This is a genomic window from Mycolicibacterium moriokaense, assembly GCF_010726085.1.
GTDB classification, from domain to species: Bacteria; Actinomycetota; Actinomycetes; order Mycobacteriales; family Mycobacteriaceae; genus Mycobacterium; species Mycobacterium moriokaense.
Map to the genome: position 1 here is coordinate 20,305 of NZ_AP022560.1, position 15,578 is coordinate 35,882.

Genomic DNA, 15,578 nt, shown 5'->3' on the forward strand with positions numbered 1-15,578 from the left:
GTCAGCTACCGGCGATCAGGTAGGACGATGCGGCCATCGCGTCACCGGTGGCATAGCTGGTACCCGACTGGCCGACCCCGACGCCGGAACGTCCGAGCTCCTCGACACCCAGCGCGGCCATCGTGCTGTGTTGCGCCCCATGCACACTCATGCTCGCGGCCGTCTGTAGCGAGACCGCGTCGGCGGCGGGCGGCACGACGGCGGTGACGAGAGGTGCGGCGGCCGCGTGTGCGGCGGCCAACCGGGCGGTCAGCGCCTCGACTGCGGCACTGGCCGCCATGAGGCCCTCCGGAACCACGCGCAAGGTCATCAGTCGAACTCCCTTCCTCTGTTTCCGGTGCTGTCGGCGACGGCATCGGCGAACGGGTTGACAAGTTGCAGAAACGTCGGGGCATCGCCGTCGTCGAGCAACATCGCGCGACCGGCGGGCAGCCTGCGGAATCGGTGGCCGCGGATCTTGCCGCTGTCCTGCGGATTGCCGGACAACATGAGGATCGACGCCTGCAACTCGTTGAGCCGACGCAGGAGCGGCGCCGTCATCAGGGCGTGGGCCGAACCGGTCGCCCGCGCGGTGACGATGACGCGCAGCCCCAGCTCGCTGGCCTGTGACAGCAGCCCGATGATGCTCGTCCACGGCCGTTGCCCGACGTAGGGACCGCTGACGGCGGGGGCGTCGGGGATCTGGTCGACGTCGTCGACGATCAGGTAGTGGGTGTGGGCGTTCCCGTTCGTTCGGTAGTTCCAGCCGCTGAGCTCCTGAGGACTCAGACCTGCAGGGGGGCGCCGCTTCTCCAATAGCGCGGACAGTCCCAGCATCGCCGGGGTGATCCGGTCGATGTTCGGCGTGTACTCGTTGTCCGGGAACAGCGGTTCGTCGACGAGGTGCAGACGCCGGTCAACGACCGTGAACGCCACGCGGTCCGGGGTCGAATGCTCGCGGATCGTGCGAATCACATGACGCAGCAACGTCGTCTTGCCAGACTTGGCGTCGCCGAACACCATCAGTAGCGGGTTGTCGTCGAAGCCCAACGACACCACGGCGAGATCCTCCTCGCGCTGGCCGATGACCACCCGCTCCGGCGCCGGGTACAGCGGCGCCACCGCGCTCGGCGCCAACTCCAGCGGCAGCAGCCGTACCGGCGGGGCGCTGACGCCCCGGTGGCGCGCGTTGATGACCGCGATGTCGCGCAGTGACGGCTCGGCGAACAGGAAGTGTTCGGCGGCCATCGTCAGCCCGCGACCCGGCTGGTCGGCGGGCACCGCCTCGGCGGGCCTGCGCAGTGCACCCGTCACCCGCACGTTGCTGTCCCGCGCATCGGCCAGCTTGAGCTCGAGCCGCAGGCCCAGCCCGTCGCGCATCGCCAACGGCACCTCGAGCCAGTTCGGCGTGGTGATGACCACGTGGATGCCGTAGGACATGCCGATATTGACCAGCTCGGTGACCTTGGCCAGCAGCGGATTTCGGGTGTTGAAGGTGTCGGTGTTATCGCGACTGAACGCATACAGGTTGTCGATGACCAAAAACACTTCGCCGTACTCGTCGCGTTCCCGGTCGCCGTTGGTGGAGTGACCGCGTTCCTGACGGGCCCGCAGCAGCTGCTCGAGTTCGCCGAACGTGCGCCGGATCCGCTCGGGTTCCAGCGGGGACGCGACGCTGCCGACGTGTGCGAGGTCGGCAAGCGGGCCCAGCTGACCGCCGCCGTAGTCCAGGCAGTAGAAGGTGACATCGCGAGGTGAGTGCAGCGCAGCGGCCGACAGGATGAACGTCTGCAACGCCGTCGTCTTGCCCGACTTCGGACCACCGTGAATCAGCACGTTGGCCGCGGCGGAGGTTGCATCGAAGATGAGCGGATCGCGCCGCATCGCGAACGGACGGTCGATCTCGCCCAGCGGCCACTGCCACTGACGCTCGGGCACATCGGCGCGGGCCAGCAGCTCGTCGAGCGCCACCGGCTCGTCCAACGGGGGCAGCCACAGCTCCGGTGCCTTCGGACCGTAATGCCGAAGCTGGTCACCGATCGTGGCGACGAGCTTGCGCGGCGTACGGTCCTCGTGCGCTGCCGGCTCCACGGGTGTGACCGTGTCGGCGGGAGCGTCGACATGCCCGGCGGTGAACAGCTGCGGAACCGGAACTGAATGCACCACAACGGACTTCTCGACCCGAGGTGGATCGTAGATGCCGTCGACGTACGTACTGCGGAATTTCACCGGCATGGCGCCCGGGGTCGGCACCAGGTAGCCCTCGCCCTTGTGCTCGGGGCCGGCCTCGATGTGGAAGGCGTCCTCGACACCGATGATCTGGCGGCTGACGGCCGGACTGGCCACCTTCAGCCCGATGCGGTACGAGGTGTTCTTGTCGATGTCCTTGATACGGCCGACATCGAGAGTCTGCGACGCGAACAGGATGTGGATGCGGAACGACCGGCCCTTGCGCGCCACGTAGTCAAACAGGTCGGCGTACTCGGGATGGTCGGCCAGCATCAGGGAGAACTCGTCGGCGACGACGAGCAGGGTCGGCAACGGCGGCAGGTCGTGGCCTGCGGCGATCGCGGCCTCGTACTCGAGCACGGAGTTGAAGGCGCTGCCCTGTACCCGGCGGCCCGCCTCCATCAGCAGCTGCTCACGGCGCGCCACTTCGCCGCGCAGAGTGTCGGCGAAGCGGTCTGCGAGCGAACGCTTCTCGGCCATGTTCGAGATGACCGCGACCACCTGGGGGAAGTCGCGGAAGATGTCCGCGCCTGCCTCACCCTTGAAGTCGGCGTAGATGACGATGAGCCGGTCCGCCGAGTGAGTGGTCAACAGCGACAACAGGATCGACATCAGGGTCTGCGACTTACCGGAACCGGTCATGCCGATCATCAGGCCATGAGGCCCCATCCCGCCCTCGGCCTCGTCCTTGAGGTCGAAGATCAGCGGTTCGCCGGTCGACGTCACCCCGATGGGCACGCGCAGCTCGTCGGCGCGCGACCGCGGCGCCCACAGACTGGCCACATCCAGCGCCGCGGCGTCCGGGATGCCGAGCAGCGTCGAGAACGTCGCCACCCCCGCATTGCTCGAGCGGGCATGGGTGGGGTTGGAATCCCAGCGCGACAGCCGCCGCGCGATGTGACGGGCGGTCGCGACATCGAGCCGATCGGCGTGGTCGACATAGGGGGCCCAGCCACCGGTCCAACGTTCGAGTTTCCCGTCGGCGACACGCAGGATGGGTCGCTCCGGGTCGGGGTATTGGTCGCGGTGCGGCGGCTCGGCGATGTGGTGAATCAGCGTCACGCCGGACAGCCCCGCGCGCGGCACCAAGGTGTTCGGGTCGGCCTCAGGGTCGTCGACGACGATCAGCAGATGTTTGGCGCTGACCTCCTCGGCGGAGCCGAACGGTGTGCGGTCATCGAGGGTGGGGTCAAGCACCGACCGCAGCTGTGCAACGTCACCCGCAAGGTAGCGAGCGGGACCCGCGCCGTCGACAGCACCGGGGATGTCGGTGTGCGGCAACCACTTCAGCCATGACCAGTCGTCGCCCTCGAAGTCCGGGGACACCAGAGCGACACCGAGGACCGCGGGGTCGTGCCATGCGACGGCCTGGCTGATCCACGCACGCAGCGCGCCGCGGACGTCGTCGGGCTCACCAAGGACGGTGATCCGCGAGACCTTGGTCAAGTCGATGCTCGACGGCGCCGCACGCACGGTGCGCTGCACATCGAGCAGTCCGCGCAGCGTCGTGTGGGACACGGGTTCGAGGTCCACCTCGTCGGCGCTGTCCTTCACCCGCAACGTGGCGCCCAACGGCGCATCGTGCAAACCCGTTCGCACTACAAGGAAGTCGCTGTCGTGGGGGTCGCGCTCCCACTGCCGCCGGGTCCCCGGCACCTCGACCAGCAGTGCCGGATCCGGATGCGACCATTCCAGCGCCGCCCGCTGCTCGGCGGCGTGCGCGCGGACGTTGTCGCGCACGACCGACAGGTAGCGCAGGTAGTCGGCCCGCTCGGCGTCGATCTCCTCGGTGCGCATCTTGTTGTCGGTGCCGCGGTACAGCGCGGTCGCGGCCAGCAGCAGCACGAACGGAAAGAACAGGGTCGTCGGTGAGATCAACCGCATCCCGGTGGCGACCAGGGCCACGATCATGCCGACGATCAGGATGACAATCAGGTACGGCAGCACCCGCCGCAGCAAGGACGGCGGCACCAACCGGGGCAACTCGGGTGGCGGTTCGATGGTGATGGTGCCCTTGCGCGGGGTCGGTGGCGCGATGCGGCGACGCGCCTCGAAGATGAGCCGGCTCACGATGGGGTCTCCCTAACGACTGCGGGTCTGGGGTCGGCGGCAAGCCCGTCGTGGGCCAGCAGGGCGTCGGCGCGGGACAGTGTCGGGCCTTGTGCGAACTGGCTCAGCATCGACCACGGTATGGGCAGCGGTGGCGGCGTGAGGCCCAACGCTGCAATGGTTTTCGAGTCATCGTCGGTGTCGAGGCCGTAGCGTACGCCGGTGTCGCTGATCCAGAAGTTCGCCCCTCCGACGGGATCGGTGCCGCCGCCGTCCTGGCCGACGGTCCGCACCAGATAGCCGCGGCCCGGGGCCAGCACGACGCGGTCGGCCGTGGTACCGGTTCCGGCTCCAACAAGGTCGACGGTGCGAAGCTGGTCGGACACGGGAAGTGTGACGCCGGAACGCAATCGAAGAGTCGCGCCGGTCGCGTCGGCGGGGCGCGTCCACTGCGCACACGTCAGTGGCGCATCGGCGGGGTCCACTATCGTGACCCGCTCGCTCGGATAGGCGTCGTCGTCGATGACGTCCGCCACCGGCAGCCGTGCGACGTCGTCGGCCCCCAGCCGGGGCGGCTGGGTGAGCCCGAACGAGTTCGTGTTGCGCAGTATCGCGGCGACCACGGGCGAAATCGGTTGCAACCCCTCGCGAAGCACGGCGTAGTGACGCAGAGCGTTGTCGGCGTCGAACGATGTCACGACGGCCCCGACAGGTGCCGGCACCGGCAGTTGGTAGCTCGTCGGCTCACCCGCGCCGGGGATGGCGGGCGCGCTCAGCGCGGGTCCTTCGGGGATCGCGTTGAATAATCCGGCGGCGATGGGGCGGCCGCTCGGTGCCGTCGCGCCGAGACCCAGCGCGGACGTGACGGCGCGGTCCTCGAAGTCGATCGAACTGCGCCTACCGCCCCACAGCAGCCACGTACCCGCGTTCGGCCCGGTCTCGTTGGCCACCAGCATCGCCTTGTCGCCCGGCAGCGCCCTGGCGCGTTCACCTCCGTCGGTGAGCGGTCCGGCGATGAGCGTCACGCCGGTCGCCGGTCCCGAGACCCCGTCGCACACCGTCCAGTCGGCATCGCGAGTCGTGTTCTGCACCATACGTTCTGGTGCGCCGGGGATGCCGATCAGGTTGCCACGCGGGAACCGGTCGATCTCGCTGGTCTTCACCGTGGTGGGGTTGTCGGGCCGCCCCGCGATGAGCCGCGCCGATGTCAGGTTCAGCACCGGGTGCAGCTGGTCGCCGAGGCGGACGTACAGCGCGGACGTGGTGCGGTCCGCCAGGATCGCGTCGTTCCCAGCCACCCCGCCGGGCCTGATCAGCGAGAAGACGAAACAGCCTGCAAGCCCCGTGATGAGCACGAGCGCACCGACGAACACCGCGCGTGACTGGGTCCGCAACGGGTCGACGAGCATGCGGGTGTCGTGCAACGCGACGCCGGATGCGATGCGCCGCATGATGAATCGCCAGCCCGAAACCTGGTGGCGCGTGACGAACCCGCGGCGGTAGGGGGTGCGCTCGGGATTCTCGTTGACCGGAGTTCGGGAGGTGAACTCCCGACGATCCTGATTGTCGGGGCCGCTCATTCGGGCACCGTCAGGCCGAGGCCGCGGAGCAGCGGGATGGCGGATCGGGTGACGTCCTCATCGGTGATTGTCATCAGCTCGTCGTCAGTGAATTCTTCTGTGTCGGAATGGTCGAGGCGGAACTCGCGCTCCTCTTCGGAGCGCTCCACGAGGTTGCGGACGAAGCGGCCGTTACCGGCGATGTCCAGGCTGCGCCTGTCCACACCGTTGGCATCGGGAGTGGTGACGGATGCGAGTTGAGTGAACAGCGTCTCCATGTGCGCCAGTGCTGCGGGCTCGAAGACGCTGTCCCGCTTCTCAGCCATGCGCGTCGCGATCTCCACCAGCTCGTGCGGTGAGTAGGACGGAAAGTCGATGCTGCGGGTGAACCGAGAGCGCAAACCCTCGTTCGTGTCGAGAAACGCGTCGAGATCTTTGCGGTAACCGGCGACGATCACGACCAGCCGCTCACGGTCGTTCTCCATGCGGGCCAGCAGGGTGTCGATCGCGACGAGACCGAAATCGTTCTTCGCGCCGGTCGACACGAGCGCATAGGCCTCGTCGAGGAACAGCACGCCGTCGAGTGCGCTGTCGATGATGCTGTTGGTCTTCGCCTCGGTCTCGCCGATGTGCTGGCCGATGAGGTCCGCGCGGTGCACCTCGCGCACCGTCTCCTTCTTGAGAATGCCCAGCCCGCAATAGATCTTGGCGACCACCCGCGCGATCGTCGTCTTACCGGTGCCGGGCGGCCCGGCGAACACGAGATGGTTGGTGCGGTTCGCGACGGTCAGCCCGCGCTCCTGGCGACGGATCGCCATCGCGACCGAACTCTTCAGCCGGGCCACCTGATACTTGACCTCGTCCAGGCCGATGAACTCGGCCAGTTCGGCCTCGGCCTCGATCAACAGGTGCGCCTTCCGCTCCTTGGCACCGGGATCGACGAACTCGGATTCGCTCGGCTCTGTCTCGGGATCCCAAGGGTCAGAACGGGCTTCGATCCTCGCGGCGGTCGTCGGCACGATGCCGTACGACGGGTCCGAGATCGCCGTCTCGACCTCTTCGTTCTCGGGATTGGCGGCGTAGAGCTCGGCGAGCACATCGGCGGCGTCGAGGTCTTCGCCCTGCGCCCGCAGCGCCAACGCCCTCACGAGGCCACCGTCCACCGCCGCGATGTCGATGGGTCCGGATGGGTCCTCGAGGTAGGACAATGCCGGGGCGTACATCCCCAACCGCGCCAGCGCGGTGCCCAGTGCGGTGCGCACGGCATGCGCATACGGCGCGTCCAGCTTTGGATCGTTGACGATCGGGGTGAGTAGCCGTACGACGTCCGACCAACGTGCGGTCCGGTAGTACATGGCGACCCGCACCCACCGCGCCTCGAGCCAGTTCGGCCGCCGGGCGATGAGCGGACCCACGAGTTCGTCGGCGGCCGTCCATTTGCCGGCGTCGCAGAGGGTGACGGCGTAGGCCAGTGCGAAGTCGTCGGGTTTCGACGCGGCGAATTGGAGATACAGCCCGGTGTCGTAGTCGAATATCAGGTCCCCGTCGGAGAGTTCGATTTGACGCTGCAGCACACCGGCCGTGTTCACCGTACGCCAGACACCTTCGATCACCGGTGCGCTGCTATCGCCGGCGGCGGCGAGGCCCGTCCAGGCGTCGCATTGTTCGCGGGCGATGCGGGTGAGCTCGGCAAATCCGGACCGCGCCGCCGCCAGATCCGCCGGTCGGCGCCGATCGTGCACCGACAACCCAAGGGCCCGGCAGGATGTCGCGAAGCGACTCAGAACGTCGTTGTCGACGCGGGAGCCCGCAGCTAAGTCCGTTGATGAAGGCACGCGCGAATTCTCCCCAGAAAAGTTATGGCAGCCTAACCTTCGTTGAAGTTAGCATTGCATAACTTAACTGTCGAGACTCACGTACCGACCTAGGACATAGGTTCGCTCATCCTTTTGTCGCATCGACGAGGCTTATCCCATCGGGCAGTAGCCGGCCTGGGGATCGATCGACAACCGGAACCCGGCGGCCCCAGCGCCCGAAGGGCGCCGAACCACCGGGCGGCCGGTTCGTACTGCTCGTTGTAGAGGAGTTGGTAGAACGGCCGCGGATGCGCGGGGTCCTCGGCGGCAAGCTCTGCCTTAGACGAGCGGGCGACCGGTGCGCATCCGCCAGTCGAGGTCCCTCAGCATCCAGTTGAACGGGAACCGCCGCATGAACCGCGGGAGGAAGTTGTTGATCCTGCCCATGATTCCCATCACGCGATTGAACCGGCGCTGCTTGTCGGCATCCCACGGCAATCGCATCTCATCCCGGAACCGTTGCGGCAGAAAGCCCGTCGTGATGAAGAGGTTGACCGCATCGATGCGCCGCTGGATCGGATAGGGAAGCGTCGCTTTACCGACGCGTCCCGCGGCGATCGGCCAGAGGTACTCGCGCACGGCATCGTCGATGTGAACCTTCTCCAGCGACTCTTGCCAGTATTCGTCGAAGGCCTTGCGGTCGGCGGGCCACATCTCCGCAGGAACCTGCAGGGTGGTGCCGAGGGCCGCGCCCTCGCGATAGTGCGCGTCAGCAAGCTCGTCGTCCATCTCACCGACGAAGATGCGATAGACGTCGACGAAGCCCTTGTACAGACAGGCCGCCACCCACAGCTGTAGGTCCTTGTCAAACGCGTTGTACTCCACCGGATCACCGGGCCGTGAATACACCTCGGCATGCGACTTGTTGACCGCACGCCGGTAGGCCTTCTTCTGTTCGTCGGTACCCGAGAGCGCCACGGCGAGATAGGTGAACGTCGTCCGCGCCCGCTTGATCGGATGGCGGTCCGCCCGTCCGCTCTCGACCCGGCTGTCCTTGACGCCGTACCCGACACCCGGCCGGGAGAGCTCCATGATCACGTTGGCCGGACCCGACAACAGACCGATGCCTGCGGCGTCGTCCGCTCGGTGCATCCACCGAGGCGCGCGCCTCCCGCCCGGCAGGGGCGGATCGTTGATCCCCCGTCCGACGTGGTCGATCACCTCAGTGCTCGTCATCGTCACCCTCTTGCTCCGCAAATGTGAGAACGCCTGTTTCCTGATATTGCCCTGCGCCCTGACAGGTGTCAAGATGACAGCCATGGCACAGGTCCGGCCCTACCGCGGCATCGAAGCCGGCGAGCGAGTGGCCGCTCGACGGCGACAGTTGCTCGACGCCGGCCTGGAACTGCTGGGCGCTTCGGGTAAAGACCCCGCTGAACTCACTGTCCGTGCCATCTGCGGTCAGGCCGGACTGGGTGTCAGGTACTTCTACGAGAGCTTCACCGACAAAGACCACTTCGTCGGTGCCGTCTACGACTCGGTGATCGCCGACATTGCCGCGACCACGCAGGCGGCGGTGGCCTCGGCACCCCCTGACGAGCAGGCGCGCGCGGCGATGGCGAACATCGTGCGCACCATCTCCGCCGATCCCCGGGTGGGCCGGCTGCTGTTCGCCGTAGAACTGTCCAACACCGTGATCGTGCGCAAACGTGCGGAGTCGACAACGTTGTTCGCCGCGCTGCTCTTTGCGCATGCAGAAGCGCACGGAGCGCTGGACAACGATCGCGTGAAGGCCGCGTCCCACTTCGTCGTCGGTGGTGTGGGCCAGGCCATCAGTGCCTGGCTGTCCGGTGACGTCGAACTCGACGAAGACGGAATGGTCTTGTCGCTGGCGGCGCTGATCGATCAGCTGGCCGCCATGCCGCCGCAGAGCTAGACAGCCACCCGTGGCCGTCGGTCGGCGGCGGTCTTCGGCTCGGTGACAGTGTCGCTGTCGGTGAATTCTTTTGTCCAACATGCGAACTCGAGTGTTATGCCGTCAGGGTCGAGGAAGTAGAACGACCGGACATACACACCGGGGTGCACCGTCGGCGAGACCTGCTGTTCGCTTTCGTCATGGTTGAGCACCGGTCCGACGCGTACGCCCTTGTCCTTGAGGCGCTGCCGGTACTCGTCGAACTTCTCCGCAGGGACGTGGAATGCCAAATGGTTCATCGTGCTGACGGCGCTGACGATGTCACCGATGCCCGGAATCGCCTCGGGTGACGAGATTCCCGGTACGCGATCCGAGGCCTCGGCGAACCAGAAGAACGCCACGCAATCCCCGTTGCCCGCATCGAAGAAGAAGTGCTGTCCCATGCCGCCGGGCAGGTCGAGCGACTTGATCAACGGCATCCCAAGCACATTGCTGTAGAAGTCGACGGTCTTCGCCATGTCCGAACACACGAGCGCAACGTGGTTGATGCCGCCGAGCTCGAACTCGGAATTCGGATTGTTCGGCTTGATCATCTTTGACCACATCCTCTAGTCAAGCTCGAATTCTGAATCTAACATCAGGTTCAGGTTGGATCAATGGTCAAGGAGAGGCCGTGACCGCTAGTCCGCGTGAGCAGTTGCCCACGTTGCGTGGTCGACAGACGCAGGCGGCGATCGACGCGGGTGCGCGGGCGGTGATCGCCCGCAAAGGCATTCTCGCGACGACGATTTCGGATATCGCGGCCGAGGCCGGCAAGTCCACGGCCTCGTTCTACAACTACTACGACTCCAAAGAGGCGATGGTCCGCGAGTGGGCCCTTCGATTCCGCGACGAGGCCAGGGAACGGTCTCGCGCAGCGGAGGAGCCGGGCCTGAGCAACTGGGAGCGCTCATACCAAGTCGCGGCCGCGCACTGGCACACGTATCGCCACCGGCTCGCCGAAATCGTCAGCGTGTCGCAGCTCGCGATGGTCAACGACGATTTCGCCGAGTACTGGAGCGACATCTGTGCGCTGCCGATCACCCTGATCACCCACATGGTGAAAAGTGCTCAGCAACAGGGCTTCTGCACCGATGACGATCCGCGCCTGGTCGCTGTTGCGTTGGTGTCGATGCTCAACCAGTTCTGCTACACGCAGCTGGCCGGGGGCAAGGCCGAACCCGTCGACGACAACGCATGCATCACCACGCTGGCCAACATCTTCTATCGAGTGATCTACCACAAGGGGGCGGTATGACCAGGGCACCTGCGAGTGGTGGAACACCAGGCGTCACACGCGAATTCGTCGGCCTGCAGTCACCCACCGCACGCCGGGCCGGCGCGGGCGGCAATCCGTGTCAGGGCCTCTACTACCGCGGTGTGGGCCGCAAACCCAAGGTGGCGATGATCGCCACGCACTACCAGATCGACTTCTCCGAGCACTATCTCGCCGACTACATGGCCACCCGCGGGATCGGCTTCCTCGGCTGGAACACCCGCTATCGCGGCTTCGAGAGCAGCTTCCTACTCGACCACGCCCTGGTCGACGTCGGTGTCGGCGTGCGCTGGCTGCGTGAGATCGCAGGAGTGGAAACGGTTGTCCTGCTAGGTAATTCCGGCGGCGGCTCGCTCATGGCCGCCTACCAGGCGCAGGCCGTGGACCCGCACGTTACCCCGATGGAAGGCATACGGCCCGCGGCGGGTCTCAATGATCTGCCGCCTGCCGACGGCTACATCGCCAGCGCTGCGCATCCGGGGCGTCCCGACGTGCTCACGGCCTGGATGGATGCCTCGGTGATCGACGAAAACGACGCTGTCGCCAGCGATCCCGCTCTTGATCTGTTCAATGCGGAGAACGGACCACCGTTTTCGGCCGAGTTCGTCAAGCGCTACCGATCAGCGCAGATCGCACGCAACAACGCCATCACCGACTGGGCCGAGACCGAACTCAAGCGCGTGCGCGCCGCCGGTTTCTCCGACCGACCGTTCACGGTGCTGCGGACCTGGGCCGACCCGCGCATGGTCGACCCCGCCCTGGAACCGACGAAGCGAACACCCAACATGTGCTACGCCGGCGTCCCGGTCAGGGCCAACCGCTCGGCACACGGCATCGCCGCAGCATGCACACTGCGCAGCTGGCTCGGCATGTGGAGCCTGCGCCATGCACAGACCCGCGCCGAACCACACCTGGCGCGCGTCACCTGTCCCGCGTTGGTCATCAACGCCGAGCAGGACACCGGCGTGTACCCGTCGGACGCGCAACGCATCTTCGACGCGCTCGGCAGCGAAGACAAAACACAGTCCTCCATCGACACCGACCACTACTTCACCACCCCGGGGGCCCGCAGCGAGAAGGCCGATACCATCGCCAAGTGGATCGCGAAGCGGTGGCGCTAGGCGGTGACGCCTCGCGCAGGCTGAGAGTCCTCGCCCACTACACTCCCGGCGACAAGGTGGCGCAGTTCGTTGCGCCAGAATCGGATTGGCTCGACATCCGCTACTGCGCCGAGGATGACGACGTCACGTTCTACCGCGAGCTGCCCGACGCCGAGGTGATCTGGCACGTGCTGCGGCCCATCTCCGGTACCGACCTGGAGCAGGCGCCGCGTTGCCGGCTCGTGCACAAGTTGGGCGCGGGCGTCAACACCATCGACGTCGAGACCGCGACGCGACTGGGCATCGCCGTCGCGAACATGCCCGGCGCGAACGCACCGTCGGTCGCGGAGGGCACGGTGTTGCTGATGCTCGCCGCGCTGCGCCGGCTGACCGAGCTCGACCGTGCCACCCGCGAGGGCAGGGGCTGGCCCTCGGATCCGAGCCTCGGCGAGACCGTCCGCGACATCGGCAGCTGCACCGTCGGACTCGTGGGCTACGGAAACATCGCCAAACGGGTGGAAACCATCGTGCGGGCCATGGGCGCACCGGCATCCGCGGTGCTGCACACCAGTACCCGTGACGACGGCCACCCGGGCTGGCGGCCGTTACCCGAGCTGCTCGCCGCCAGCGACATCGTCTCGCTGCACATTCCGCTGACCGATCAGACGGCGGGCCTGCTGGACCGCGACGCGCTCGCCTTGATGAAGTCTGATGCGGTGCTGGTGAACACCTCCCGCGGTGCGGTCATCGACGAGGACGCACTCGTCGACGCGCTGCGGTCGGGCGGTCTGGCGGCCGCAGGTCTCGACGTCTTCGCCGTCGAACCGATACTCCCCGACAATCCGCTGCTCACCCTGACTAACGTCGTGCTCACGCCGCACGTCACGTGGTACACCGTCGACACCATGCGGCGCTACCTCGCCGAGGCCGTCGACAACTGCGGCCGCATCCGGGACGGCCGGAACCTGGCCAATGTGGTGAACGGTATCGTGGTGCCCAACCGACCGGTTAATAGGGAATAAGCCCGCCACAGCTGCGCGACAACGAGGTGCAACAGCTATGCCCATCGCAATCAACACCGAGCACAACGATCTCGCTGATTCGGTCCGGTCCCTGGTGGCGCGGGTCGCGCCGTCGGAGGTGCTGCACGAAGCGCTGGAAACGCCGATTCCGAATCCGCCGCCCTACTGGAAGGCCGCCGCGGAGCAGGGCCTCCAGGGTATGCATCTGGCGGAATCGGTTGGTGGACAAGGCTTCGGCATCCTCGAGCTGGCGATCGTGGTCGCGGAGTTCGGCTACGGCGCGGTGCCCGGCCCCTTCGTGCCTTCGGCGATCGCCAGTGCCCTGATCGCCGCCAACGATCCCGAGGCCAAGGTGCTCAACGACCTGGCCTCCGGCGAGGTCATCGCCGCCTACGCCATCGACTCCGGGTTGACGGCCACCAAACACGGCAACGACCTGGTCATCCGAGGTGAGGTGCGCGCGGTGCCCGCAGCCGCGCAGTCGTCGGTGCTGGTCCTGCCGGTTGCCATCGACAGCGGCGAGGAATGGGTGGTCCTCGAGGCCGACACGCTGGAGATCGAACCCGTCCAGAGTGTGGATCCGCTGCGCCCGGTGGCGCATGTGCGCGCCAACGCCGTCGAGGTCGGCGACGACCGCGTGTTGAGCAACCTCAGCCGTGGCCACGCGCGCGCCATCATCTCGACGCTGCTGTCCGCCGAGTGCATCGGCGTCGCGCGCTGGGCCACCGACACCGCGACCGCGTACGCCAAGATCCGTGAGCAGTTCGGCCGGCCGATCGGCCAGTTCCAGGCCATCAAGCACAAGTGCGCGCAGATGATCGCCGACACCGAGCGCGCGACCGCGGCGGTATGGGACGCTGCACGCGCCATCGACGAGCACAGCCAGGACCCAACGGACAACACGGCTTTCGAGTTCGCGGCGGCAGTCGCGGCCACGCTCGCACCCGAGGCCGTGCTGCACACGACGCAGGACTGCATCCAGGTGCACGGCGGTATCGGCTTCACCTGGGAGCACGACACCAACGTGTACTACCGCCGCGCCCTGGTACTGGCCGCATGCTTCGGTCGCACCGGTGACTACCCGCAGCAGGTCGTTGACATCGCGACCAGCACCGGAATGCGCAGACTCGACATCGATCTGGACCCCGAGACGGAGAAGCTCCGCGACGAGATCCGCGCGGAGGTGGCGGCGCTGAAAGCGATTCCGAGCGAAGAACGCAACGCCGCGCTCGCCGAGGGTGGCTGGGTGGTGCCCCACCTGCCCAAGCCGTGGGGCCGCGGCGCGGGCCCGGTCGAGCAGATCATCATCGCCCAGGAGTTCAACGCAGGCCGAGTTCGCCGTCCAGCGATGGGCATCGCGGCGTGGCTGATCCCGTCGGTCGTGGCGTTCGGGACCGAGGAGCAGAAGCAGCGCTTCCTGCCCCCGACGCTGCGCGGCGAAATGATTTGGTGTCAGCTGTTTTCCGAGCCCGGCGCCGGATCCGACCTCGCCAGCCTGACCACCAAGGCGACCAAGGTCGACGGCGGCTGGCGGATCTCCGGCCAGAAGATCTGGACCACCGGCGCGCAGTACTCACACTGGGGCATGCTGCTGGCCCGCACGGATCCGAACGCCCCGAAGCACAACGGCATCACCTACTTCCTGCTTGACATGAGCAGCGAAGGGGTCGAGGTGAAGCCGCTGCGTGAACTGACCGGCAACGCGATGTTCAACACGGTGTTCATCGACGACGTCTTCGTGCCCGACGACATGGTGCTCGGTGAGGTGAACCGCGGCTGGGAGGTCAGCCGCACCACGCTGACGGCCGAGCGGGTCTCGATCGGCAGCACCGAACCGCCGTTCCTGCCCAACCTCGACGGCTTCGTGGAGTTCATCCGCGACGGCCAGTTCGATCAGGTCGGGAAGAACCACGCCGGACACCTGATCGCCGAAGGGCACGCCGCCAAGGTGCTGAACATGCGGTCCACCCTGTTGACGCTGGCCGGCGGGGACCCGATGCCCGCCGCGGCCATCTCCAAACTGCTGTCGATGCGCACCGGCCAGAAGTACGCCGAATTCGCGGTGTCATCGTTCGGCACCGACGGCGCCATCGGCGACCCTGAGACCCCACAGGGCAAATGGGCTGAATTCCTGCTCGCCAGCCGCGCCACCACCATTTACGGCGGCACCTCGGAGGTGCAGCTCAACATCATCGCCGAGCGGTTGCTGGGACTCCCGCGCGATCCGTAGGAAACCGCGAATTTCGGGTCTACTATCGAAATAGGCGTTTGCCGAACTTGGTTGGTGGTGGATATGCGGGTTCTCACGAAGCGAATAGTTCCGCTGCTCTTCACGGGAGCGGCCGCCTCGGCGTTTTTGATCGCACCCTCGGTTTTCATGGCCGGGCCGGACGCGGGCGATTCGCAGACCGTCGCTGGGCCGCCCTGCTACATGGGTACGACGTTCCCGAATCCGTGGGGACGCAGTTGCACGATCCCCGGCCCGGTCCACAAGATCCGCGGCTCGGCGCCGGACGCCAACGCGATCATCGCGTGCCGCGGCATTCCGGGGTGCCTGTCCTGGTACGTCAACAACCCGTGAAACAACCCGTAATACAACCCGTAATTGTTTCGC

12 protein-coding genes are annotated in these 15,578 nt (G+C 66.7%); 6 read left to right on the top strand and 6 right to left on the bottom strand.

What is annotated here, in order from left to right; genetic code table 11:
- Position 1 precedes the first annotated feature (1 nt).
- From G6N43_RS00100 to G6N43_RS00120, 5 genes are all read right to left on the bottom strand, one after another.
- A complete protein-coding gene (locus tag G6N43_RS00100) occupies positions 2 to 310 on the bottom strand; it encodes a PE family protein (protein ID WP_083152656.1) in 309 nt (102 codons plus the stop codon).
- Entirely contained in the window at positions 310 to 4,278 is a 3,969-nt protein-coding gene (eccCa, locus tag G6N43_RS00105; protein ID WP_083152653.1) for a type VII secretion protein EccCa, read from the bottom strand. Before eccCa ends, G6N43_RS00100 begins: the two co-directional genes overlap by 1 nt.
- Positions 4,275 to 5,837, bottom strand: coding sequence for a type VII secretion protein EccB (gene eccB / locus G6N43_RS00110; protein ID WP_083152650.1), 1,563 nt, complete (start codon positions 5,835 to 5,837; stop codon positions 4,275 to 4,277). The genes eccCa and eccB overlap by 4 nt, the downstream gene beginning before the upstream one ends.
- Positions 5,834 to 7,651 (bottom strand): type VII secretion AAA-ATPase EccA, encoded by a 1,818-nt coding sequence (gene eccA, locus G6N43_RS00115; RefSeq protein WP_083152647.1) that lies wholly within the window; start codon positions 7,649 to 7,651, stop codon positions 5,834 to 5,836. The genes eccB and eccA overlap by 4 nt, the downstream gene beginning before the upstream one ends.
- A gap of 300 nt (positions 7,652 to 7,951) precedes the next feature.
- Entirely contained in the window at positions 7,952 to 8,848 is an 897-nt protein-coding gene (locus G6N43_RS00120; protein WP_083152803.1) for an oxygenase MpaB family protein, read from the bottom strand.
- Positions 8,849 to 8,930: 82 nt separating this feature from the next.
- Here G6N43_RS00120 and G6N43_RS00125 point away from each other — a divergent pair, with 82 nt between their 5' ends.
- On the top strand, positions 8,931 to 9,548 hold the full coding sequence (locus tag G6N43_RS00125) for a TetR/AcrR family transcriptional regulator (RefSeq protein WP_083152644.1): 618 nt from the start codon (positions 8,931 to 8,933) through the stop codon (positions 9,546 to 9,548).
- Here the strand turns inward: G6N43_RS00125 and G6N43_RS00130 are convergent.
- Positions 9,545 to 10,120: a VOC family protein gene (locus G6N43_RS00130; protein WP_083152802.1), complete on the bottom strand. Its 576-nt coding sequence runs from the start codon at positions 10,118 to 10,120 to the stop codon at positions 9,545 to 9,547. The genes G6N43_RS00125 and G6N43_RS00130 overlap by 4 nt on opposite strands.
- An 80-nt stretch (positions 10,121 to 10,200) precedes the next feature.
- Here G6N43_RS00130 and G6N43_RS00135 point away from each other — a divergent pair, with 80 nt between their 5' ends.
- The 5 genes from G6N43_RS00135 (at position 10,201) to G6N43_RS00155 (ending at position 15,545) form a co-directional block, all read left to right on the top strand.
- Positions 10,201 to 10,824 carry a TetR/AcrR family transcriptional regulator gene (locus tag G6N43_RS00135; protein WP_083152641.1) on the top strand — a complete coding sequence of 208 codons (624 nt, stop codon included), beginning with the start codon at positions 10,201 to 10,203 and terminating at the stop codon, positions 10,822 to 10,824.
- Positions 10,821 to 11,963 (top strand): alpha/beta hydrolase, encoded by a 1,143-nt coding sequence (locus G6N43_RS00140; protein ID WP_083152638.1) that lies wholly within the window; start codon positions 10,821 to 10,823, stop codon positions 11,961 to 11,963. The genes G6N43_RS00135 and G6N43_RS00140 overlap by 4 nt, the downstream gene beginning before the upstream one ends.
- Positions 11,939 to 12,964, top strand: coding sequence for a 2-hydroxyacid dehydrogenase (locus tag G6N43_RS00145; RefSeq protein ID WP_110810412.1), 1,026 nt, complete (start codon positions 11,939 to 11,941; stop codon positions 12,962 to 12,964). Before G6N43_RS00140 ends, G6N43_RS00145 begins: the two co-directional genes overlap by 25 nt.
- Positions 12,965 to 13,001: 37 nt before the next feature.
- Entirely contained in the window at positions 13,002 to 15,194 is a 2,193-nt protein-coding gene (locus tag G6N43_RS00150; protein ID WP_083152635.1) for an acyl-CoA dehydrogenase family protein, read from the top strand.
- A 63-nt stretch (positions 15,195 to 15,257) separates the two neighbouring features.
- Entirely contained in the window at positions 15,258 to 15,545 is a 288-nt protein-coding gene (locus tag G6N43_RS00155) for a hypothetical protein (RefSeq protein ID WP_083152634.1), read from the top strand.
- The last annotated feature ends 33 nt before the right edge of the window (positions 15,546 to 15,578 follow it).

Bases quoted from the DNA above. Each gene is read 5' to 3' on its own strand.
- G6N43_RS00130 (WP_083152802.1), bottom strand. From the start codon at position 10,120: ATGATCAAGCCGAACAATCCGAATTCCGAGTTCGAGCTCGGCGGCATC.
- eccB (WP_083152650.1), bottom strand. From the start codon at position 5,837: ATGAGCGGCCCCGACAATCAGGATCGTCGGGAGTTCACCTCCCGAACT.
- G6N43_RS00155 (WP_083152634.1), top strand. From the start codon at position 15,258: ATGCGGGTTCTCACGAAGCGAATAGTTCCGCTGCTCTTCACGGGAGCG.
- G6N43_RS00140 (WP_083152638.1), top strand. From the start codon at position 10,821: ATGACCAGGGCACCTGCGAGTGGTGGAACACCAGGCGTCACACGCGAA.
- G6N43_RS00120 (WP_083152803.1), bottom strand. From the start codon at position 8,848: ATGACGAGCACTGAGGTGATCGACCACGTCGGACGGGGGATCAACGAT.
- G6N43_RS00125 (WP_083152644.1), top strand. From the start codon at position 8,931: ATGGCACAGGTCCGGCCCTACCGCGGCATCGAAGCCGGCGAGCGAGTG.
- G6N43_RS00150 (WP_083152635.1), top strand. From the start codon at position 13,002: ATGCCCATCGCAATCAACACCGAGCACAACGATCTCGCTGATTCGGTC.
- G6N43_RS00100 (WP_083152656.1), bottom strand. From the start codon at position 310: ATGACCTTGCGCGTGGTTCCGGAGGGCCTCATGGCGGCCAGTGCCGCA.